This is a genomic window from Mesorhizobium sp. M8A.F.Ca.ET.161.01.1.1 (assembly GCF_004792105.1).
Classification (GTDB): domain Bacteria; phylum Pseudomonadota; class Alphaproteobacteria; order Rhizobiales; family Rhizobiaceae; genus Mesorhizobium.
In genome coordinates this window covers 227147-248350 of record NZ_SRTD01000006.1, presented here as the reverse complement: position 1 = coordinate 248350, position 21204 = coordinate 227147, and the positions used below count along the sequence as shown (strand labels likewise).

General features: G+C 63.4%; 18 protein-coding genes and 1 tRNA gene. 14 read left to right on the top strand and 5 right to left on the bottom strand.

Annotated elements, in window-relative coordinates:
- Positions 1-61: 61 nt before the first annotated feature.
- A complete protein-coding gene (locus EN804_RS17695) occupies positions 62-4072 on the bottom strand; it encodes a PAS domain S-box protein (protein WP_135920488.1) in 4011 nt (1336 codons plus the stop codon).
- A 247-nt stretch (positions 4073-4319) separates the two neighbouring features.
- Between EN804_RS17695 and EN804_RS17690 the strand changes: the two genes are divergently transcribed.
- The 4 genes from EN804_RS17690 to EN804_RS17675 all read left to right on the top strand — a co-directional run bounded on the left by EN804_RS17690 (position 4320) and on the right by EN804_RS17675 (position 5863).
- Positions 4320-4778 (top strand): phasin, encoded by a 459-nt coding sequence (locus EN804_RS17690; RefSeq protein ID WP_027144815.1) that lies wholly within the window; start codon positions 4320-4322, stop codon positions 4776-4778.
- Positions 4779-5128: 350 nt separating this feature from the next.
- Positions 5129-5205: transfer RNA gene (locus EN804_RS17685), tRNA-His, on the top strand.
- A 201-nt stretch (positions 5206-5406) separates the two neighbouring features.
- On the top strand, positions 5407-5598 hold the full coding sequence (locus EN804_RS17680) for a hypothetical protein (RefSeq protein WP_245464296.1): 192 nt from the start codon (positions 5407-5409) through the stop codon (positions 5596-5598).
- Positions 5599-5641: 43 nt separating this feature from the next.
- Positions 5642-5863 carry a hypothetical protein gene (locus EN804_RS17675; protein WP_127870867.1) on the top strand — a complete coding sequence of 74 codons (222 nt, stop codon included), beginning with the start codon at positions 5642-5644 and terminating at the stop codon, positions 5861-5863.
- 11 nt (positions 5864-5874) lie between these two features.
- Here EN804_RS17675 and EN804_RS17670 read toward each other — a convergent pair whose 3' ends face one another.
- Entirely contained in the window at positions 5875-6594 is a 720-nt protein-coding gene (locus EN804_RS17670) for a Crp/Fnr family transcriptional regulator (RefSeq protein ID WP_127276932.1), read from the bottom strand.
- Positions 6595-6800: 206 nt separating this feature from the next.
- On the opposite strand from EN804_RS17670, the gene EN804_RS17665 reads away from it, so the two are divergent.
- Positions 6801-7037: a hypothetical protein gene (locus EN804_RS17665; protein ID WP_127276934.1), complete on the top strand. Its 237-nt coding sequence runs from the start codon at positions 6801-6803 to the stop codon at positions 7035-7037.
- Between the two features lie 5 nt (positions 7038-7042).
- Here the strand turns inward: EN804_RS17665 and EN804_RS17660 are convergent, their stop codons facing one another.
- A complete protein-coding gene (locus tag EN804_RS17660) occupies positions 7043-7300 on the bottom strand; it encodes a hypothetical protein (RefSeq protein ID WP_127276936.1) in 258 nt (85 codons plus the stop codon).
- 399 nt (positions 7301-7699) lie between these two features.
- On the opposite strand from EN804_RS17660, the gene EN804_RS17655 reads away from it, so the two are divergent.
- From EN804_RS17655 to EN804_RS17645, 3 genes are all read left to right on the top strand, one after another.
- Positions 7700-8683 (top strand): ABC transporter substrate-binding protein, encoded by a 984-nt coding sequence (locus tag EN804_RS17655; RefSeq protein WP_127870868.1) that lies wholly within the window; start codon positions 7700-7702, stop codon positions 8681-8683.
- 92 nt (positions 8684-8775) lie between these two features.
- On the top strand, positions 8776-9579 hold the full coding sequence (locus EN804_RS17650) for an ABC transporter permease (protein ID WP_127870869.1): 804 nt from the start codon (positions 8776-8778) through the stop codon (positions 9577-9579).
- A 122-nt stretch (positions 9580-9701) separates the two neighbouring features.
- Positions 9702-10460, top strand: coding sequence for an ABC transporter ATP-binding protein (locus EN804_RS17645; RefSeq protein WP_246693444.1), 759 nt, complete (start codon positions 9702-9704; stop codon positions 10458-10460).
- Between the two features lie 322 nt (positions 10461-10782).
- On the opposite strand, the gene EN804_RS17640 is transcribed toward EN804_RS17645, so the two are convergent.
- Positions 10783-12402, bottom strand: a complete 1620-nt coding sequence (locus EN804_RS17640; protein ID WP_135920483.1) for a GMC family oxidoreductase N-terminal domain-containing protein — start codon at positions 12400-12402, stop codon at positions 10783-10785.
- Positions 12403-12788: 386 nt separating this feature from the next.
- On the opposite strand from EN804_RS17640, the gene EN804_RS17635 reads away from it, so the two are divergent.
- From EN804_RS17635 to EN804_RS17615, 5 genes are read left to right on the top strand one after another with little or no spacing between them, the layout of a single operon-like run.
- A complete protein-coding gene (locus tag EN804_RS17635) occupies positions 12789-14063 on the top strand; it encodes an NAD(P)/FAD-dependent oxidoreductase (protein ID WP_135920481.1) in 1275 nt (424 codons plus the stop codon).
- 43 nt (positions 14064-14106) lie between these two features.
- Complete coding sequence (locus tag EN804_RS17630; RefSeq protein WP_127870873.1) at positions 14107-14553, top strand: RidA family protein; 447 nt, start codon at positions 14107-14109, stop codon at positions 14551-14553.
- Positions 14550-15224: a DUF1028 domain-containing protein gene (locus EN804_RS17625; protein WP_135920478.1), complete on the top strand. Its 675-nt coding sequence runs from the start codon at positions 14550-14552 to the stop codon at positions 15222-15224. The genes EN804_RS17630 and EN804_RS17625 overlap by 4 nt, the downstream gene beginning before the upstream one ends.
- A 19-nt stretch (positions 15225-15243) precedes the next feature.
- Positions 15244-16734 (top strand): aldehyde dehydrogenase, encoded by a 1491-nt coding sequence (locus tag EN804_RS17620; RefSeq protein WP_135920475.1) that lies wholly within the window; start codon positions 15244-15246, stop codon positions 16732-16734.
- Positions 16735-16782: 48 nt separating this feature from the next.
- Entirely contained in the window at positions 16783-17718 is a 936-nt protein-coding gene (locus tag EN804_RS17615) for a LysR family transcriptional regulator (RefSeq protein WP_015316459.1), read from the top strand.
- 15 nt (positions 17719-17733) lie between these two features.
- Here the strand turns inward: EN804_RS17615 and argE are convergent, their stop codons facing one another.
- The gene (gene argE / locus EN804_RS17610) at positions 17734-18891 is read right to left on the bottom strand and encodes an acetylornithine deacetylase (protein ID WP_135920471.1); all 1158 of its coding nucleotides are present in this window, start codon (positions 18889-18891) and stop codon (positions 17734-17736) included.
- Positions 18892-19116: 225 nt separating this feature from the next.
- Between argE and EN804_RS17605 the strand changes: the two genes are divergently transcribed.
- A complete protein-coding gene (locus tag EN804_RS17605) occupies positions 19117-21186 on the top strand; it encodes an FAD-dependent oxidoreductase (RefSeq protein ID WP_135920468.1) in 2070 nt (689 codons plus the stop codon).
- The last annotated feature ends 18 nt before the right edge of the window (positions 21187-21204 follow it).

The following is a 21204-nucleotide window of genomic DNA, read 5'->3' as shown; positions in this document are numbered from 1 at the left end:
CCAATATCACCGCGCGGAAACTGCAAAGCTTGCGGCAGAACCGCTGCCGCGGAGGCTCACCTTACTCGGCGAGCACCCGGGTCGACGGGAAGGCGACTTCGACCAGCGTGCCTTCGCCGGGCGTCGAATTGATGGTGAACCGGGCGCGGTTGGCTTCCACCATCGCCTTGGTCAGCGGCAGGCCAAGGCCGGTGCCGTCGCCGCGCCCGCGCTTCAGGGCGTTGATCTGCTTGAACGGCTTCAGCGCCTGCTCGATCTCGGCCTGGCTCATGCCGATGCCGGTGTCGCGCACCCGCATGACGACGTCACCCGAGGTCTCATAGGCGGTCGAGACGATCACCTGGCCGCCGGCCTGGGTGTAGCGGACGGCGTTGGACAGGATGTTGAGCGCGATCTGGCGCACGCTGCGCAAATCCGCCACCACTTCCGGCAGCCGCGAGGCGAAGCTGGAGCGGATGATGACGCGTTCGCGGTTGGCCTGTGGCTGCATCATCGCCACGGTTTCGGCCAGCGTATCGTTGAGCGACACCGCCTCATAAGCCATTTCCTGCTGGCCGGCCTCGATCTTCGAGATGTCCAGGAGATCGTTGACTAGGTCGAGCACGTGGTTGCCCGAGCGGTTGATGTCGCGCAGGTAGTCGCGGTAGCGGTCATTGGCGACCGGCCCGAACTTCTCGTCGACCATCAGCTCGGAAAAGCCGATAATGGCATTGAGCGGCGTGCGGATCTCGTGGCTGATGCGGGCGAGGAAATCGGTTTTCTGCGAGGAAGCGCGTTCGGCCACCGCACGCGCCTGGGTGAGATCCTCCTCGGCCCGCTTCCACTGTGTGATGTCGCGTACCACGGCGCAGAAGCCGCTGTCGTTGGGCAGCCGGCCGATGGTCATGAACAGGGGGATGAAGCGCCCCTGTGCTTCGCGGCCGATCACCTCGCGGCCGTCATTCAACACGCTCGCCACGCCGGGCTCCGACAGGCCGGTGAGATAGTCGCGCGCCGCGCGTTGGCTCTCGATGGCAAACAGCGAGGCGAAAGCCTTGCCGGTCACCTCGTCGCTGTCGAAACCGAACAGCGCCTCGGCTGGGCGGCTGATCGAACGGATGGTGCCGTCGCTGCCGATCAGCACGACCCCGTCGGTGGCGGTGTCGATGATGGTACGCATCTCGGCGATGCGTGCCTTGAGCTCGGAAATGTCGGGCTGCGTTGGCCCCTCGCCAATCGCGTGCGCCGCCGCGGGGGCATCATCCTCGCCGGAACGGCGAACGACCAGCATCAGCGCCTTGCCATCGCGCCAGGGCACGGAGCGCAGGATGGCGTCGATAGGAAATTCCTGTCCGTCGCGCGTCTTCAGCCGCAGAGCCCGGTCGCTGCCGTCGAAAGCGCCGTCATCGGCATAAGGATCGGCAAACAAAGCGCCGAGGCCACCCGCTTCCTCCAGGTCCTCCAGCGTCTCGTATCCGGTCAGGTCGAGGAATTCCTCGTTGGCATAGTGCAACTGGTCGCCCGAATGGATGATCAGCGGCACCGGCAACTTGCCGAGCAGCGATGTATCCGGCGTCTTGTTTTCGCTACCGACGGAAAAGGCCGACGGCGTGAACCCTTCGGTTTTGAGTGGTGGCACTTGCAGGCGTGGCCGCTCGGCAAATGTCCCGGCCGCATCATCCGGGCCGCCGCTTCGGCCGGGGGCAGCAATCGGTTCCTCGCCGGATGCAGTCGCGTCCTCGTCGGTCCAATCCTCATTGTCTTCGGCGTCGCGTAAATCGTCCGCCGTCATGTCGTCGTCATCAGCCGGCGGTGACTTGGCGGATCCTGCCTGCGCTGGCGCCTCGCGATCCTCGGCCATCGCTTTCGTCGCGATTATCTCTTGTGCCTCGGGCGCTGTGGCCTCGTCGCTGCCGTCGGCGACATCAGCAGGCTTGTCCTCTTTATCGGCGTAGTCGAGCAGGGAGCCCGAGGCCGCCGGCGGCGAGGATTCGGAGCTCGGCGCCTGTTGTTCGACCTGGTCCGCTTGCGCACCGTCGAGCCGCGCAAGATCCCTTTGATCCTCGGCATCGCTCAGGGAGGGTTCGCCCGCGTCCGGTGCGTCTTGCGCATCAGGCGTTGGCATACCATGCGCCTGGCCGGTCGCCGGTTCCTGGCTCGAGTCTGCTGGTTTGGTATCTGGGGCGGCGATGTCCGCCGGCGGCGTCGCATCGGTCGCGGGCTTGGTCGCGTGGTGCGGCTCCGACAAAGGGCCTGTCCCGGCATCTGGGTCCGCCTGCCTTGCCGGCTCGGCCGGTTCAGCCTCCGGCGAACTTTCTTTCTTCAGCCGCTCGCCGATCTCGCGGAACGCGCTGCGTTCCAGCGTCGACAGTCCCTTGTCATTGGCCGGTTGGCGGTGTTCGGCCAGCCGGATGACCTTGTCGGCAAAGCGCCGCTCCGGTTTCGGTACGATGGTCAGCGCCGGCACTTCGCCCTTGAACGGATCCGATACCTTCGGCCCCTCGGCCTCGGGTTGTTCAGGCGCCGTCTCCACGGCCTCGGGTTTCGGTCCCGCCGGCATTGCGCCATTGGGCACCAGTGCCATGCCGATCGCTTCCGGATCGACGACCGCATCCCCGGTTCGCGCGACGCCGAAGCCGCGAAAACCTTCGAAGGCGCGGCTGCGGCCATAGACGGGCAATGCCGCCAGGTCGACGGGTATCTTCAGGTCGGTGCCGACGACCGGCCACAGCACCGAGCGGCCGGACCAGGTGTCGCGCCGCTCCAGCAGGCCGGCGATCTCGCCGGACGCATCAAGACCGAAGGCCGCCGCGACATCCCTGAAGCGTCGACCGATCACGTCGGCTGCCGGATGGCCGACGATATCGGCGAATTCCGGCGACAGCGCGCTGAACTTGCCCTCGGAGTCGGTACGCCAGACAAAACGCAACGGTGCCGCCGAGCGGTCTATCCTGCGGGTGGCCACGGTTGCGGCCGGGGCCGTAGGCGAGATGGCCTGCTTCACGCTGTCCGCTGAAGTTTCGGGGCCAACCGCTTCGGTCCCGCCTTTCGGTTCCGGCGCGGTTGACGCGTCGTCTTCCCCAGCATGGAAATACCAATGATCGTGCTGTGCCGGCGTGCCCGCCGCCGGCTGATCATTGTCGGCGGCGACCGGTGTCGGGCCTGTCGGTTCCTCGATCTCCCGCGTTGCCTGTTCCGGCCTATCGTCAGCCACGGGTCCGGAAGGGGCGGGCGCCTGTTCGGTCTCGGCAGCGGCAGCGGGCTGTTTGGTCGCCTCCGTCCGCGAAACATCGGCCGTCGGCTGATTGTTCTGCCGAGACCCGGATTCGACCGTGGCGGTTTCCGCCGCCTCCGTTGTGCGGTCAATCTCCTTGGCAGGGCGTTCCGTTGCCGCGGACGAGCCGTCCGCCGAAGCGCCAGATGCGCTGTCCTCGAGTTGATCCTCGTCGATCACCACCAGCAGATGCCGCTCCGGCGTCAGCCGGGCGAGGCCCGCCGGGTAGGAGGTTCTGCCGCCCGGAACGAGGCGCTTGACGATGCGCTCGCCCTCGGCCGCGACGTCGGCCACCAGGGCCGCCAGTGTCGCGGGCTGGATGCCGAGTGCCGAAAATCCCTGCGAGGCGGCCTCGACATTGCCCTTGGCATCGATAAAGGCAATGAAATGGCCGTCCTCGGTAAGGCCGCTGATCGCCCGGTTGGCGATCTCGGCGGCACTGCGCGAGCCGGTCTGCGTCGCCGGCACGGCCAGCATGATGGCATGCTCGCCATCGGGCAGCGTCAGGGCACTGGCAAGAAAGCCGACGGCGCGGCTGGTCATGCCGGTCGCCAGGCGCACCGTGATCGAGCGATCGCCGCCGATCTGCGGGAAACCGCTGGTCGCCATGATCTGACGGCGCGCGATCAGCGGCAGCCGCGCCGAGGCGCCGATGATCGCCTCGATATCGGGATAGCCGAACATGGCGGCGCCCGGCCCATTGGCCCAGATGACCTGCTCGAGGTCCACCGACAGGATCGCGATCGCGTCGCCGGCGGCAAACCGCTGGCGGACCGCGTCGAGCACGGCGACGTCGAGGAAGGAATATTCGGACGGCATGCGCTTGGCGGACCCTCACGGAGCGGCGATTTGCAGTTAACGCTTTGTTAATAAAAGCCGCAGCCACGAAGGTCCACAAGCCAGAACGTGCAAAGGCTGAATTCTGGCTGTTTGGTTAACGGCCAAAAACATTTTTTTGTGCACTGCAACAAGGATATTGCAATGCACAAAATTTGCCTTTATATTGCCATCATACATGAACGAGACGGCTTTCTGTCAAAGCCGCTGCCGCTGAAAAGGATGGAAAATGTCCAGGACCAAGACTGCCGAGACGATCGAAAACGTTGAATTCCCGAGCTTCGACGCCTCCAAGGCCACCGACCAGATGCGCGCTTTCGCCGAAAAGGGCGTTGAGCAGTCGAAAGAGGCCTACGCCAAGCTCAAGACCGGTGCCGAGGAGACCCAGAAGGCTCTGGAGTCGACCTACGAGACCGCCAAGACTGTTTCCAGCGACCTGTCGCTCAAGACCATTGCCGCGCTGCGCGCCAATGCCGAGGCCGGCTTCTCGCATCTCGAAGCCCTGATCGGCGCCAAGTCGCTGTCGGAAGTCGTCGAGTTGCAGACCGCCTTCCTGCGCAAGCGCGTCGAACTGACCGTCGAGCAGGCCAAGGACTTCCAGGCTGTCGCCTCCAAGGCGGCCGAGGATGTCTCGAAGCCGATCAAGACCGCTTTCGAGAAGGCGATCAAGGAAATCAAGGCCGCCTAATAATTGCGCATCGTCCGCGGATGCAACAAAAGGTCGCATTTTGTCGGACAAATAGATGTGAGATAGTGACGGTCGAGCGAATACCCGGCGGGTGGAACCTCCTCCCTCCACCTCCGGGGTGACCAGCCAGCACCTCCTCCCGCTGGCTCGTAACAGGAAAAGGCCGGCACCTCCTCCCGCCGGCCTTTTTCTTTGCCCGGCGAAAGCTGCACCGCTGTGGGGAAGTGGCCTTTGCTTTGCAAAAGCCTTGAATTAGAATCCAGAAGCCCGTATGGACGCATCGCCGAACGACAGAGCGGATCGCGGAGAGTGAACCTTCCACCTCGATCCTGCTACCAACGTTAAGACGTGCCGTTGTAGCTCAGATGGTTAGAGCGCCGGATTGTGGATCCGGAGGTCGCTGGTTCGATCCCAGCCAACGGTACCATCGGCTTTGCCAAGCTATTGGATCTTCTGTTTAGGGCTCCCGAGCCTAATCCTGTGCGAGCCGCGTTTTATGCCGCCGGCGCGACAGATTGGCTCGGCACGATTTGGCAAAACTCGTACAGCGCAAAGACATCAAATTTAAATGACGGAACCTCGTTCTGGTGCGAGAATCCCGCGTTGGCTGATGCTTGCGAGGAAAGCCGTGCACGATACCCAGCACAAAAGCAAAGTCGGAACCCGGATCGAGGTCGTCGAAGGCTGCGGTGAATGGTTCGTCCGTGTGATCGGCGGCGGTGAGGAAACGACCTGCCAATTCGACCTCGAATCCTTTGCCCTGGCCTATGCCGAGGGCCAAAGGCTTCGCTTGAAGCTGGGTGGTATCAAGCGCCTTTGAACACCTGCCATGCCGATTAGGCAGGCGAGTCGGACGGAAGGCCATGTCGATAAATCCCGAACCGACAAACGTCGCGGCGTCGGTGGACGCCATTCTCGACGAGTTGCAGGACCGTCCCTTTTCGTCGATGCAAGCCGCCATAGCCATGCTGCGGGAGCGGACCGGCACAGAGCGATCGGATGCGGATCTGAAAGGCTTGATCACCAAGAAGGCTGCTGTGCGGGGCATTCAGTTTTTTGACGAGAACAGCAGCACCGCAAATTGAGCCAAGCCTGTTTATCTCGGTTCGTTGTTGATGCTCAGATAGGTGGGATCGAACTCGGCAAGCCTGGCAAGTTGGTCCCAGTCCAGAATGGTGACCACATGGTTCGTCCAGGTGATCACCTTGATCTTTTTCAAGCCCCCGATCACCCGGTTCATGTGCACGACCGACAACCCAAGCACGTCGGCCATTTCGGCCTGTGACAGCGGTAGATGGAAGCTCATGCCGTTGGTGCGTTTCACCGCCTGCAGGCGCACGAACAATTCGCACATGAGATGGGCCAGGTGCGAGGTCTTGGAACGGCGGCCCATCGCCACGATCCATTCGCGATGAATGGCGCCATCGACCAGCGTGTCCAGCCACAACAACCGGGTCAAGTGAGGGGCCTGTTCGGTAATGGCTTTCAGCTTGTTGTGATCCGCGAACATCACCCGGCAAGGCGACAGCGCGACGATGCCGTGATCCATGGTCTTGAGCAAAAAGGCGTGGAGATCGACAAAGTCGCCGGGCACCTGCAAGGACGTGAACTGCCGGCCGCCGTCCTCGAGCACCTTATAGCGTGCCGCCAAGCCATCCAGCAGCATGGTGCTATAGGTTGGCCGCGACCCCGCCTTGACCAGATCCTGCCCCTTTTCGAACTCCCTTCCGAAACAAACCGTTTCGGCCAACAAGGCCTTCTCTTCGTCCGACACTGTGTCGTGCTGGCCGAGTTGCAGATAGAGAGACTCTAACATGATGGCCTCGAAGGGATCGGGGTTGAAACGCCGATCGCCAACTGTCTCGGACGCAAGGATAGCGCTCGGACCCTAGGCCTTCGGAAGATGGCGGACACTATCATTTGACAGCCCGAGAGCATTCTGGGGCAAACGCCGGAGCAGAGAGGGAACCTCCAGCGTCGCCAAGTATTTAGCACGCTAGAGATGTCCAAGGCTGCCCGAAAATGAAACGGTATCATTTCGATCTTTATAACGGCGATGGCCTCGTGCCGGACGACGATGGCCAGCCGTTCGAATCGCGAGAACAAGCGAGAGCAGAAGCCATTCGCATTTTGCAGGATGTCGCCCGTGACGAAATGCCGGATCGCGACCTGGTCAAGATCACCGTCAAGGTGCGCAATGAGACCGGTGCCCAGGTGCTCGAGGCGTCGCTTGTCCTGACCGCCTTGTGGAGCGCGTGACCCGGTCAGCGTAGGAGTCGCTCTGGAATTTGCACCACATTTTCCGATCCAGGCAGCTCGAAGGCCATGGCCAACCGACGCAAGGAGGCCATTTCCACGATCAGCTCTTCAATTGAACGGTCCGGCAAACCCGTCTTCACTTTCTGCCTTACCCTTGCTGTGAGTTCATGAACCCGGACAGGCGCGAAAAGAGCGCTGTCGTCCAGCAACCTGCTGATTTCGATCACCACATCGGCGTCAATGTCTTTCGGCAATTCCCGCATGGGCGTCACCTTTGGTCTCGAACCGGCCCGAAGCGATCAGGCATTGCGCACCAGAAGGCATGCCGGACGCGCGGATCGATCACCGGATTCATAAAACCACCCGCCCAGCGTGTCACGAAAAAACATTTGTACGAAAACAACCAAACGGCTGGCTCCCGCAATCCATGCATGAAGACCGGCACTAGGTCGCCGATTTGGCTATCGACCGCGCTTCGGTTTCGACGAAGCAATGGGCAGAAAAAGACTTCTTTTTGCGATCCGGTCCGGATGCTCTCTTGCGGACCTTAAAACACGCAAGGCTCGCTGGGAGGCGACGCCCAAACAAGAGCGGCTGCCGAAACACAGCCGGCATACGCCGCTTGCATGAGGCCGATGCCGGCAACTAGGGGAACGACGACAATGAAGACATTCCGAAATTGCCTGATGGGCGCGGTCGGCGCAGGCCTGCTGGGCCTGGGGCTTGCGGCGCCAGCCAACGCAGGCGCCATTCGTCTTGGCATGACGACCTGGGTGGGCTACGGGCCGCTGTTTCTTGCCCGCGACCTTGGTTACTTCAAGGAGGCCGGCGTCGATGTCGACCTGAAGATCATAGAAGAATCAGCGCTTTACATGGCGGCGGTCGCCGGCGGCGATCTCGATGGCGCCGCCTCCACCGTCGACGAGCTGATGAAGTACCGCTCCGACGATCTCTGTTTCAAATACGTCCTGGCGCTGGACGACAGCCATGGCGGTGATGGCGTCGTGACGCAGCCCGACGTCAAGGCGCTCAAGGATCTGAAGGGCCAGCAAGTGGCCTTGAACGAGGGCTCCGTTTCCGAATTCTGGTTCAACGTGCTCCTGAAAAAGGAAGGCATGACCGAGGACGACGTCACCATCACCAACATGACCGCCGATGACGCGGCGACCGCCTTCATCGCCGGCCAGGTTCCCGCCGCGGTGACCTGGGAGCCTCACCTCACCGAAGTCCGCAAGGGCGGCAAGGGCAAGGTGCTGATCGATTCCACGACCACCCCCGGCCTGATCGTCGATGTGATCGCCCTCAAATGCGATCTGATCGAAAAGCATCCCGAAGACGTGAAGGCCCTCGTCAAGGGCTATTACAAGGCGGTCGAATACATCAAGACCAATCCGGAAAAGGCCTATGAGATCATGGCCAAGGGCATTGGCGGCTATCTCGAAAAGCCCGAGGATTTCGCCGCCGGCGCCAAGGGCGTGCGCTATTACGACCGCGATCGCAACCTGGAATTCTTCGGCACGCCGCAGAAGAGCGAGGCGTCCGACCTGGTGAACTTCGCGCAGGACATCTGGGGCAAGGCCGGCAAGCTCAAGATGACGATCGACGCGAAGACAATCCTCGACACCGATTTCATCAGGGAACAGTGAGCCTTCGGGAAGCCGGGTCGGTCCGTGTGGGCCGAACCCGGTTTCCGACAGGCCAGAACTTCGCGCTTCAGAAGATCAACGGAGACCATCCCATGGCACAGAGGCGGACGGCGTGGACGCGCCTGACGACCCCATTCGCCAACATTCCCGCCAGCACGGCAACAACACTCGCGCTGGCGATGTGGGTAGTGGTGATCGGCGGCTGGGCTTTGCTGTCCTATGGCCGCGTCGTGCCGAACATGTTCCTGCCGACGCCCGGAACCGTGCTGCAGACGACCTATCGCATGTCTTTGGACGGCAGCCTTTTCTACCACACCTTGACCAGCGCCAAGGTGGTGATCCTGGGCTTCATCGTCTCCTCGCTGATCTCGGTGCCGCTCGGGCTGTGGATGGGGACCTACCGGGTGGTGCAGGCGCCGCTGGAGCCCTTGGTCAACTTCATCCGCTACCTGCCTGTGACCTCCTTCGTGCCTCTGTTCATCCTTTGGATCGGCATCGGCATCGAACAGCGCATAGCGGTCATCTTCTTCGGCACCTTCTTCCAGCAACTCGTGATGATTTCCGACTGTGCGCGCGGCGTATCCAGGGATCTGGTCAACGCCTCATACACTTTGGGCACCAAGCGCAGCGAAGCCGTGTGGCACGTCATTTTCCCGGCCGCGCTTCCAGCGATCCTCGACACGCTTCGCGTCACCATGGGCTGGGCCTGGACCTATCTGGTCGTGGCCGAGCTCGTCGCCGCGTCGAGCGGCCTCGGCTATATCAGCCTGAAGGCGATGCGAGGCTTCCAGGTCGATGTGATCTTCATGGCGATCGCCGCGATCGGGCTTCTCGGCCTCATAACCGACACGGCGTTCCGTCTTGTCCGGGCGAGGGTCGCGCCATGGGCACCCTGATTTTGAACGCAAGCTCGCAAACCGCAGTCGGATCAAGGATGGCAATGACCGAAACCATCAAGGCGAAAAATCTGGCCGGCACGGCCTCGACGACCGGCGATCCGCGCCCGACCGGCACGACGATGGCGATCGAAGACGTGACATTGCGTTACGGCGACGCCAACGGCGTGCTGGCGCTGGACGATGTGTCGCTGGGGGTGGCAAGGAATGAATTCTGCGTCATCGTCGGCCCTTCGGGATGCGGCAAATCCAGCCTGCTCTACCTTGCGGCCGGCCTCAATGACGCGACTTCGGGCAGCATCAAGGTCGATGGCAGGGAAGTGATCGAGCCTGGCCCCGACAGAGGCATGGTGTTCCAGAGCTACACCTTGTTTCCCTGGCTCACGGTGCGCGCCAACATCGAATATGGGCCCAGGCGCAAGGGCCTGCCGGCGGGGCAGCGCAAGCAGATCGTCGACCAGTATCTCGACGAGGTCGGCCTCGCGCCCTTTGCCGACCACTACCCCGCTCAGCTTTCCGGCGGCATGAAGCAACGCGTGGCGATTGCGCGTGCCCTTGCCAACGACCCGGCAGTTCTGTTGATGGACGAGCCCTTCGGCGCCCTGGACAGCCAGACGCGCGGCACCATGCAGAAACTGCTCTTGCGCGTCTGGGAGCGGCAGCAGAAGACGGTCCTGTTCGTTACCCACGATATAGACGAGGCGCTCGTCCTGGGCGATCGCGTCCTGGTGATGACGGCCCGGCCCGGCAAGATCAAGGCCGAGATCAAGGTCGATATCCCCAGGCCGCGCTCGATGGACGTGATCCTCGAACCCGAGTTCATCGCGCTCAAGCGCCGCATCCTCGGCCTCTTGCACGACGAGATCGACGAGGATCACTAACCCAGTCTCTCGACATCGGGTTTCTGAAAAGGTTGCAGGCTTTCAGCGCGGATGCTGGGAATTGGCCGAAGCCTCTCTGCTTCGTCATCCACGGGCGGAGCGGGAGCGAAGCGGACGCGGAGACCCGAGGATCCATTCCGTGACCTTGGCCGAGCGACGCAGCGGAGCAGAATTCTGCACGGTAGCAACGCCTTAGCGTAACGGAATGGATTCTATGGTCTGCGCGCGTCGCTTCGCTCCTTGCTCCGCCATAGAATGACGACGTTTGGAGGGCTTAAGACAATTCTGGACGTTTGCGACGGTTCACCAGAACAGCGATGGCCTACTTGCCACCGCGATGTGCCGAGCCGAGGATCATCTCGGAAACCTTCTGTCCGATCATCATGCTTGGCGCGTTCGTGTTGCCGCCGATCAGCTTCGGCATGACCGACGCATCCGCGACCCGGAGCCCGTCCACGCCGCGCACTTTCAGCGTCGCCGGATCAACGACCGCCATCGCGTCCGTTCCCATCTTGCAGGTCCCGACAGGGTGGTAGACGGTCAGCGCTTCGGCGCGCAGATAGGCGAGGATCTCGTCATCGCTGCGAACGTCCTTGCCCGGAAGCATTTCCTTGCCACGCACCGGATCGAACTCGGATGCGGCGAGGATCTTGCGCGCGATCTTGATGCCTTCGACAAGCACCATGGCGTCCTCTTCATCCGCGAAGAAACGGTGGTCGATCAGAACGTCGCGCCGAGAACTGTCGCGTGACAACCTGATCTCGCCCGCGCTTTTGGGTCTGAGCACGCAGGTATGAATGGCATAGCCATGGCCATATTCGATGAGCCTGCCGCGGTGGCTGCGATAGCCCGGCACGAAGTGGAACTGAATGTCGGGCAGGCCGTTCGCATGCCTGGTTTTCGCGAAGCCGCCAGCCTCGACATAATTGGTGGTGAGCATGCCCTTGCGGCGCGCGAAATACTGGAACGGTGCTGCCGCGATGCGGGGCAGGTTGGCAAGCGACAGGCCGAGCGTCCTGGTGCTCCTGGAGCGCACGGTGATCATGCCGTCTATGTGGTCCTGCAGGTTCTTGCCGACGCCGGGCAGGTCGAGAACCGGCGTGATGCCGATCTGCTTGAGTTCGCTTGCCGGGCCGATGCCGGACGCCATCAGGATCTTGGGCGAGTTGATGGCTCCGGCACAGAGCACGATCTCGCGGCTGGCCGAGAGCATTTTCTCCTGGCCGTCATGGCGCACGCGCAGTCCAGTCGCGCGCCCTTCGGCGATGACAAGGTCGATCACCTCGCATGCGCTGAGCAGGGTCAAGTTCTTGCGATCGAGCACCGGACGCATGAAAGCGGTGAAGCTGCTGAAGCGCTGGCCCCGGTTCTGCGTGACGTTGTAGATGCCGAGGCCGAACTGGCCCTCGGCATTGAAGTCTTCGTTGGCGGGCAGGCCGGCATTTTCACCGGCCTTGACGAACATGCGGGAAAGCACGTTTGGATCGCGCGGATTGTCGACCATAAGCTCGCCGTCCGTGCCGTGGTAGCGCGGGTCCTGGGCGACCAGATTGCGCTCCAGTTTCCTGAACACGGGCAGCACGTCGCTGTAGGCCCATCCGGCGCAGCCGAGCCCGGCCCATTCGTCATAATCCTGCGCGGCGCCGCGAATATAGACCATGGAGTTGATCGAGCTCGATCCACCCAGCGCCTTGCCCCGGTTTACCGGAATGCTGCGGTTGTTGAGATGGGGCTGTGGCACGCCGACGAAACAATAGTCGTAGTTCGGGTTGCCATAGAGCGCCAGAATGCCTGCCGGCACCTTTATCCGCAGGCTGTTGTCGCTGCCGCCTGCCTCTATCAGGCACACTCTGACCGACGGATCGGCGCTCAGCCGATTGGCCACCACGCAGCCGGCCGAACCCGCGCCGACGACAATGTGATCATAGCGTTCAGCCTTCATGGCAGCCCCTCGAGAATGCCGGCGCGCGAGGCATTGCGGAACGGGCCGCCGCGGTAGCGCATCCTGTTCCGCAACCAGTTCCGTGCCGACCCGTGCCCGGCTTCGCCCGCCACCTCATGCGGCGCCGCGGACCCGATCGCTGAAACTGTAGATGCGTCTGTCGGCGCGAGAAATTCGGAAATGGTTACGCGTGACTTCGGAGATTCGTTATGGGCGCCCACCGCCACGTGCTGCTACTTGTGAGCGCCAATAGGGAGACCGGATGGCGCAAGCGGCTTGTCCGGAACACGGCGAAATGGATCACCTAGGCTGCGTCTGCCAGCCGCCGGAAATCGGCTTTCGTCCCGTGCGGCAGGAGCTGTCGGATGGTCAGGAGAGGACTGGGCATGTCGGTTGAGACGATAGACACGCTTGTCGTTGGCGGTGGCCAGGCGGGGGTGGCCATGAGCGAGCACCTGAGCAAGTGCGGGGTGCCTCATCTCGTTCTAGAACGCGGCCGCATTGCCGAGCGCTGGCGCTCGCAGCGGTGGGATTCCCTGGTTGCCAATGGCCCGGCCTGGCACGACCGCTTCCCGGGCATGGAGTTTCCGATTACGGGTCCCGATGGCTTTCCCTCCAAGGAGGAGGTTGCCGACTATTTTGTCGCTTACGCAAAGCAGATCGATGCGCCGATCCGTAGCGGCGTCGAGGTCAGGCTTGTGCAAAGAAATGTCGGCCGGCCCGGATTCCGCGTCGAGACGTCCGATGGCCTGATCGAGGCAAACAGCATCGTCGCCGCGACCGGACCCTTCCAGGTCCCCGTCATCCCGCCTCTCGTCCCCAAGGAGGCAGGCATCCTGCAAATCCATTCCAGTGCCTACCGCAACCCCGATCAGCTGCCAAAGGGCGCGGTCCTGGTGGTCGGTGCGGGATCCTCGGGCGTGCAGATCGCCGACGAACTTCAGCGCGCTGGCAAGCGCGTCTACCTCTCGGTCGGCCCGCACGATCGCCCGCCGCGGGCCTATCGCGGGCGCGATTTCTGCTGGTGGCTGGGCGTTCTCGGCAAATGGGACCTCGAAACCCCTGGACCCGGCACGGAACATGTGACGATCGCGGTGAGCGGCGCGCGCGGCGGCGAAACGATCGATTTCCGCCGACTGGCGAAGCAAGGGCTCACCCTGGTCGGCATGACAAGGACCTATCAGGACGGGCTGATGAGCTTCGCGCCTGATCTTGCGAAGAACATTGCCCGCGGTGATGCCAATCTGATGTCGCTGCTGGACGAGGCCGACGCCTATGTGGCGCGCAACGGTCTCGACCTTCCCGAAGAGCCCGCTGCCCGCCGGATCGAACCGGATCCCGAATGCATGACCAATCCGATCCGCGAACTGCACCTGGCCGAGGCGGGGATGGCGGCGATCATCTGGGCGACGGGTTTTGCCGCCGATTACAGTTGGCTGAAGGTCGATGCCTTTGATGAGAAGGGAAGGCCAAGGCACCACCGCGGCGTCTCGACCGAGCCAGGGATCTATTTCCTGGGCCTGCCCTGGCAATCGAGAAGGGGTTCCAGTTTTATCTGGGGCGTCTGGCACGACGCCAAGCACGTGGCCGACCGTATTTCGACGCAGCGCAAATATCTGGCCTATCACGCCGCCGCGAAACGCGAGCCCGTGGACGCCTGACCAAAGCCGACGACGCCGCGAGCCCGACCTGATGGAGACCAATATGGCGCATACGCGAATTCGCACCTTCAATACCAAGGATACCTATCCCGAGCAGAAGCTCGACAATGATCTGTGCCAGGCGGTCGTCACGCGAGGTGGCCGCACGATCTATCTGCGCGGCCAATGCCCGCAGGATCTCGACACCGCCAAAAACATCGGCAGCCACGATCCGGTCGAGCAGACCCACAAGGTCATGCAGAACATCAAGCAGCTCATCGAGGAATGCGGCGGCACGATGGAGCATCTGGTCAAGGTGGTGATCTATCTGACAGACGTGCGCCATCGCGAAGCCGTCTACCGGACGATGGGCGAATACATCAAAGGCGTGCATCCGGTTTCGACCGGCCTTGTCGTATCGGCCTTGGCGCGGCCGGAATGGCTGGTCGAGATCGACGGCACCGCCGTAATCCCGGATGATGCACAGCCATCATCCCGGACTAGGCCATGACCTTCTCGATAGTAGCGCGCTGCCGGCGCACGGGCATGTTCGGGGTGGCGGTATCCTCGTCGTCTCCCGCCGTCGCGGCACGCTGCGCCTACGCGCAGGCCGGCGTCGGCGCGGTTGTCAGCCAGAACGTCACGGATCCAACGCTCGGGCCACGGGCTCTGGAGCTGATGGCGCGGGGTGCCTCCGCCGCTGAAGCCGTCGCGATCCTGAAGCGCACGGCCGCTTTTAGCGAATACCGGCAGGTGCTGGCGGTCGACGCGGCCGGCGGTAGCGCAATCCATTCGGGACCGAAAGCACTCGGCATCTGGGCCGAGGCGCGCGGCGAGGACGTCGCCTGCGGCGGCAATCTGCTTGCCAGCGACAGGGTTCCGCAAGCCATGGTCGACACCTTTCTCGCCTCCGAAGGCGATCTCGGCGACCGGCTGATCGCCACCATGTGGGCCGCGCTCGATGCAGGCGGGGAGGCGGGACCTATCCGCTCCGCCGGCATGAAGCTGGTGCGCGATGTTTCATGGCCGGTCGCGGACCTGCGTTGCGACTGGACCGAGGACTGCCCGATCGAGCAGCTGGCGGCGCTGTGGGAGATCTACAAGCCCCAGCTCGACGCCTATGTCACGCGCGCTCTCAATCCGTCCGGTGCGCCGAGCTATGGCGTTCCGGGTGACGAATAGTCCGACATCTGGAGCCGGCATGAGCGAACTCAGTCATAAGGATTGGATCGGCAAGGCGTCGGCGATCCGCTTTCGCGACAGGGCGTTCATCGACGGCAAGGCGGTGCCCGCCCGCTCCGGCCGGACCTTCGCCAGCATCAATCCGGCCACGGGCGCAACGCTCGCCGAGGTTGCTTCCTGCGGCGAAGAGGACATCGACCTCGCAGTCGCTGTGGCGCGGCGCAGTTTTGAGGCTGGCGTCTGGTCGCGAGCGAGCCCTCAGCATCGCAAGCACGTGCTGCTGCGGCTGGCGGAATTGCTGCGCGAGAACCTGCAGGAGCTCGCGCTGCTGGAATCGCTGGACATGGGCAAGCTGGTCAAGGATGCAGCGACAATCGACGTGCCGGGGTCGGCGGCGATCTTCCAGTGGTACGCCGAAGCGATAGACAAGGTCTATGACGAGGTGGCGCCGACGGGCCGGGGCGACCTCGCTTTGGTGCGGCGTGAGCCGCTTGGGGTCGTGGGCGCCGTCGTGCCGTGGAACTTTCCGCTCGACATGGCGACCTGGAAATGCGCGCCAGCGCTGGCGGCGGGCAATTCGGTGGTGCTGAAACCCGCCGAGCAATCGCCATTCTCGGCGCTCAGGCTGGCCGAGCTTGCCATGGAGGCGGGCCTGCCCGCCGGCGTGCTCAATGTGGTGCCCGGCCTCGGCGAGACGGCTGGCCAGGCGCTTGGCCGCCACATGGATGTGGATTGCCTCGCCTTCACGGGGTCGACCGCTGTCGGCAAGATGTTCCTGCAATATTCCGGCCAGTCGAACATGAAGCAGGTCTGGCTGGAGACCGGTGGCAAGAGCCCCAATCTGGTGTTCGCGGATTGCGGCGATCTGGATGCGGCCGCCGACATGGCCGCCTTCGGCATCTTCTTCAACCAGGGACAGGTCTGCTCGGCCAATTCCCGGCTTCTGGTGGAACGCGGCATCAAGGATGCGCTGGTCGAGAAACTGGCAGAGCGCGCAACCGCGACCCAGCCCGGCGATCCGCTCGACCCAGCATCCAGGATGGGTGCGATGGTGGACGCGCGCCACGCCGCGACCGTCATGCGTTTCATCGATGGCGGCAGGAAGTCGGCACGGCTGGTGGCCGGCGGCGACCGGGTCGCCGTCGACGGGCGCGGCAGTTTTGTGCAGCCCACGATCTTCGACAACGTCTCGCCCGACGACCCGCTTGCCCGCGACGAGATCTTCGGTCCGGTTCTGTCGGTGATCGCCTTCGACACCGAAGACGAGGCGCTTCGCATCGCCAACGATAGTGTCTACGGCCTGGCTGCATCGCTGTGGACCGACAGCCTGTCGCGGGCGCATCGCCTCGCGGAAAGGCTGCGCGTGGGCACGGTTTCCGTGAATACCGTCGATGCGCTGAGCCCGATGACTCCCTTCGGCGGTTTCAAGCAGTCCGGTTTCGGGCGCGACCTGTCGCTGCACGCGCTGGACAAATACACCGCGCTGAAGACCACCTGGATCAAGTACTGAGGAGTGGGCGCGACTTGATCACCAGCCGCAAACCGGCAACATAGAACCATGCCGCTCCGCTTCACGCTCAGACAGCTCGAATATTTCGTCGCCGTTGGCGAAGCGGGTTCGATCGCCAAGGCGGCCGAGCAGGTGAACGTCTCGCCGCCGTCGATCTCGGCGTCGATCGCCCAGCTCGAAGCCGAGTTCGGTGTCCAGCTTTTCGTGCGCAAGCACTCGCATGCCCTGGCGCTCACCGCGGGCGGGCGCCTGTTCCTCAAGGAAGCCGCGCGCCTGCTCAACGACGCCGACGCGCTGCACGACATTGCCGGCGACATCGCCGAAAAGGTGCGCGGACCGCTGGCGATCGGCTGCCTGCTCACTTTCGCGCAGATCGTGCTGCCGGCGCTGCGCAAGAAATTCGAGGATGCCTATCCCGATGTGCGCGTCCGGCAATTCGAACGCAACCAGGGCCAATTGTTCGAGATGCTGCAGCGTGGCGAGATAGACGCCGCGCTGACTTACGATCTGGAGCTGTCGCAGGACATGACCTTCGAGCCGCTGATGCAGTTGCCGGCCTATGTGATGCTTCCGGCCGCGCATCGCCTGGCGGCGAAGGCAGGCATCACCCCTGAGGAACTGGTCGATGAGCCGATGGTGCTGCTCGATCTGCCCTACAGCCGCGAATACTTCCTGTCGGCTTTCCAGCCCAGGGGTCTGCGGCCCAAGATCGTCGAGCGCACCGGCGACATCGCCGTGATGCGCTCGATGGTTGCCAATGGCTTCGGCTACGGTATCGCCAATATGCGGCCGCTCAACACCATGTCGCCGGACGGAAAATTGCTGGTCTTCGTGCCTTTGCTGGGGGACCTCAGGCCGCTGACCATAGGCATTGCCTTGCCCAACGCCGAGCATCGCACGCTGACGGTGCAGGCCTTCATCGACCACTGCCGCCGCTTCGTCGTCGAGCAGGGTGTCTTCGGCACCGAACGCATCGTGAAGTGAGGGCTGCCATTCGCATCACGGCCAGCCGTCCGTGAGCCGTTCCAGCAATCTGTCCAGCATCCCGTCGCAACGCCGCAGCTGTTCGACGCTGACAAATTCATCCGGCTTGTGTCCCTGCGCCATCGAGCCCGGCCCACAGACGACGGCAGGCGTGCCGAGATCGCGGCTGAACAAGCCGCCTTCCGTGCCGAACGCGACTTTCATCGTGTCGTTGGCACCAGTCAGCGATTTGACGAAAGCCACCGCCGCCGATGCGGCCGGCGTGTCGAGGCCCGGATAGGTATTGGTGATCTCGATTTCGATCGCGGCCTCGGCCGCGATCGAAGCCGCGTCCTCAGCGATGCGCGCCGCGGCAATGCGCAGCCTGTCGAGAATGCCGGCGGCATTGTCGGCGGCAACGTTGCGGATCTCGAAATCGACCTGGCACAGGTTGGGCACGATGTTGAGCGCGACGCCGGCATTGATCTTGCCGACATGCACCGTCGTGTAGGGAATGTCGTAGTCGCCGTCGCGGGCGCCGTCGCGGGCCAGCCGCTCCTGTTCGTCGCGCAAGGCGCGCACGAAATCGCAGCCGAGATGGATGGCATTGAGCGCCAGCGGGGCGAGCGCCGAATGGCCTTCGCGTCCCCTGCAGATGGCGCGAGCGGCAAGCTTGCCCTTGTGCCCGGTCGCCACCCGCATGTTGGTTGGCTCGCCGACGATGCACAGCAGCGGGCGTCGCGGCGCCGCGCTCAGCATTTCGATCAGGTCGCGCACGCCCAGGCAGCCGACTTCCTCGTCATAGGAGAGCGCCAAATGCAGCGGCGTCCGAAGCGCCATCTTGGAGGCCTTGACGCAGGCCGCGAGCGCGCAGGCCACAAAACCCTTCATGTCCGCAGCGCCGCGTCCATAAAGCTTGCCGTCATGCTCGGTCATTTCGAACGGCGGCAGCGTCCAGTTCTGGCCGTCGACGGGAACGACGTCGGTGTGGCCCGACAGCATGACACCGGGCCGGTCGGCCGGGCCGATGGTGGCAAAGAGGTTGGCCTTGTGTCCGTCCGCGCTGCGGACGATCTGGCAGGCAACGCCGCTCGCTTCAAGCAACTCGGTCACATAGCCGATCAGGTCGAGGTTCGAGTCGCGACTCACCGTCGGGAATGCGATCAGCCTTTCGAGTATCCTGATACTGTCCATGTTCCAGTCTCGCTGTGTGGTCCTGGCTGTCTAGCACCATGCCGCCAATGCCCTGAAGTCGCATTTCGCTCAGCCCCGGTTCAACACAGACTAATCCGCGCCGGCGCGCGCGATTAGGCGCGTCCTAATCGGCGCAGAAGAAATCCGTAGTTTTCCCGCGCCGGCTCCAACTTATGAGTAGTCTCGGCGGGACCGGCAGTGCCGGGCCGGTACGGAGGAAGCACCATGCGCGACCAACGCTACGACATCTTGTTCGAGCCGATGAAGATAGGTCCGGTAACGGCCAAGAACCGTTTCTATCAGGTTCCGCATTGCAATGGCGGCGGCTATCGAGATCCGTCGGCCGCGGCCGAGATGCGCCGCATCAAGTCGGAAGGCGGATGGGGCGTCATCTTCACCGAGCAGACGGAGATGCACCACACTTCCGAGATCACGCCCTTCATCGAATTGCGGCTATGGGACGACGCCGACATTCCCGCCTTGGCCAAGATGGCGAGAGCCATGCACGAACACGGCGCGCTGGCCGGCATCCAGCTCGCCTATTCCGGGATCAACGGTCCCAACCTCTACACCAAGGAGGTGCCGCGAGGGCCGTCGGCCCTGCCGATCCGCACCTTCACCAACGATCCGGTGCAGGCACGCGCCATGGACAAGCAGGACATCCGCGACCTGCGTCGCTGGCACCGCAATGCCTTCAAACGCGCGAAGCAGGCGGGTTTCGACCTGGTATGCCTCTATGGCGCGCACGGTTTCGGCATCATCCAGCATTTCCTGTCGACCGCCACCAATCAGCGCGGCGACGAATATGGCGGCTCGCTGGAAAACCGTTCGCGGCTGATGCGCGAGCTGATCGAGGAAGGGCGCGACGCGATCGGCGACACCTGCGGCCTGACGCTCAGGCTGTCGCTGGACGAGATGATCGGCGAGCTCGGCTTTGCCAATTCGGAAGTCCGCGACATGATCGAGATGCATGCCGACCTGCCCGATCTGTGGGATCTCGCGCACGGCGCCTGGGAGGATTGCTCCGGCCCGTCGCGCTTCAAGGACGAGGCGGCGCAGGAGAGCCTGGTGTCGGGCATCAAGAAGCTGACCTCGAAGCCGGTCGTCGGCGTTGGCCGCTTCACCTCGCCCGACGTGATGGTCAGGATGATCAGGTCGGGCACGCTCGACTTCATCGGCTGCGCCCGCCCGTCGATCGCCGATCCCTTCCTGCCGAGGAAGGTCGAGGAAGGCCGCATCGAGGACATTCGCGAATGCATCGGCTGCAACATCTGCATCACCGGCGACATGACCATGTCGATCTCGCGCTGCACGCAGAACCCGACCTTCATGGAGGAATGGCGCAAGGGTTGGCATCCGGAGCGCATGCAGGCCAAGGGCGACAGCGACAGCGTGCTGATCGTCGGCGCCGGGCCTGCCGGACTGGAGGCCGCGCGTGCGCTCGGCCTGCGCGGTTACAAGGTGGCCATCGCGGAAGCCGGTACCGAGCTTGGCGGGCGCGTGGCGCGCGAAAGCAAACTTCCGGGCCTGTCGGCCTGGGGCAGGGTGCGCGACTATCGGCAGTATCAGCTCGGCCAGATGCCTGATGTCGACATCTATTTCGAAAGCCAACTGACGGCGGATGACATCCTGTCCTTCGGCTTCCAGAACATCGCCATCGCCACCGGATCGACGTGGCGCCGCGATGGCGTCGCGCGTGCCCATATCGTGCCGATGCCGATCGACGGCGCGATGCCGGTCTACACGCCTGACGATCTGATGGACGGCAAGGTCCCTTCCGGCAAGGTCGTGCTGTTCGACGACGACCACTACTACATGGGCGGCGTACTCGCCGAGCTGATGGCCCGTCAGGGAACGAAGGTGACCTTGGTGACGCCATCGGCCTATGTCTCGGACTGGACCCGCAACACGTTGGAGCAGGGGGCCATTCACCGCCGCCTGGCGGAGCTCGGGGTCGATATCGTGCTCAACAGGAGCGTCGTGAGTGTCGCTTCTGGCGGTGTCCTGACGGCTTGCGTCTACACCGGCGCCAAACAGGATCTGACAGCCGATGCAGCCGTCCTGGTCACCTCTCGCAATCAGGACGACGCCGTTTGGCGCGATCTCAAGGTCCGGGAAAACGAGTGGGCCGACAATGGCATCCGTTCGGTCAAGGTCATCGGCGACGCCGAAGCACCGGGGCCCATCGCATGGGCAACCTATGCCGGCCACCGCTTCGCCCGCGAGCTGGACGAACCCGACATCGGCGACGCATTGCCGTTTCGGCGGGAAGTCACGGCGCTGGCGGCGGGATAGATCGTAAGGCACGGATCG

Excerpts from the sequence above, each read along its gene's own strand:
- EN804_RS17660 (WP_127276936.1), bottom strand. The coding sequence starts at position 7,300 with ATGCGGGAATTGCCGAAAGACATTGACGCCGATGTGGTGATCGAAATC.
- EN804_RS17670 (WP_127276932.1), bottom strand. The coding sequence starts at position 6,594 with ATGTTAGAGTCTCTCTATCTGCAACTCGGCCAGCACGACACAGTGTCG.
- EN804_RS17635 (WP_135920481.1), top strand. The coding sequence starts at position 12,789 with ATGTCGGTTGAGACGATAGACACGCTTGTCGTTGGCGGTGGCCAGGCG.
- EN804_RS17605 (WP_135920468.1), top strand. The coding sequence starts at position 19,117 with ATGCGCGACCAACGCTACGACATCTTGTTCGAGCCGATGAAGATAGGT.
- EN804_RS17675 (WP_127870867.1), top strand. The coding sequence starts at position 5,642 with ATGTCGATAAATCCCGAACCGACAAACGTCGCGGCGTCGGTGGACGCC.
- EN804_RS17695 (WP_135920488.1), bottom strand. The coding sequence starts at position 4,072 with ATGCCGTCCGAATATTCCTTCCTCGACGTCGCCGTGCTCGACGCGGTC.
- EN804_RS17625 (WP_135920478.1), top strand. The coding sequence starts at position 14,550 with ATGACCTTCTCGATAGTAGCGCGCTGCCGGCGCACGGGCATGTTCGGG.
- EN804_RS17690 (WP_027144815.1), top strand. The coding sequence starts at position 4,320 with ATGTCCAGGACCAAGACTGCCGAGACGATCGAAAACGTTGAATTCCCG.
- EN804_RS17620 (WP_135920475.1), top strand. The coding sequence starts at position 15,244 with ATGAGCGAACTCAGTCATAAGGATTGGATCGGCAAGGCGTCGGCGATC.
- EN804_RS17640 (WP_135920483.1), bottom strand. The coding sequence starts at position 12,402 with ATGAAGGCTGAACGCTATGATCACATTGTCGTCGGCGCGGGTTCGGCC.
- EN804_RS17645 (WP_246693444.1), top strand. The coding sequence starts at position 9,702 with ATGGCGATCGAAGACGTGACATTGCGTTACGGCGACGCCAACGGCGTG.
- EN804_RS17615 (WP_015316459.1), top strand. The coding sequence starts at position 16,783 with ATGCCGCTCCGCTTCACGCTCAGACAGCTCGAATATTTCGTCGCCGTT.
- EN804_RS17650 (WP_127870869.1), top strand. The coding sequence starts at position 8,776 with ATGGCACAGAGGCGGACGGCGTGGACGCGCCTGACGACCCCATTCGCC.
- EN804_RS17665 (WP_127276934.1), top strand. The coding sequence starts at position 6,801 with ATGAAACGGTATCATTTCGATCTTTATAACGGCGATGGCCTCGTGCCG.
- EN804_RS17655 (WP_127870868.1), top strand. The coding sequence starts at position 7,700 with ATGAAGACATTCCGAAATTGCCTGATGGGCGCGGTCGGCGCAGGCCTG.
- EN804_RS17630 (WP_127870873.1), top strand. The coding sequence starts at position 14,107 with ATGGCGCATACGCGAATTCGCACCTTCAATACCAAGGATACCTATCCC.
- argE (WP_135920471.1), bottom strand. The coding sequence starts at position 18,891 with ATGGACAGTATCAGGATACTCGAAAGGCTGATCGCATTCCCGACGGTG.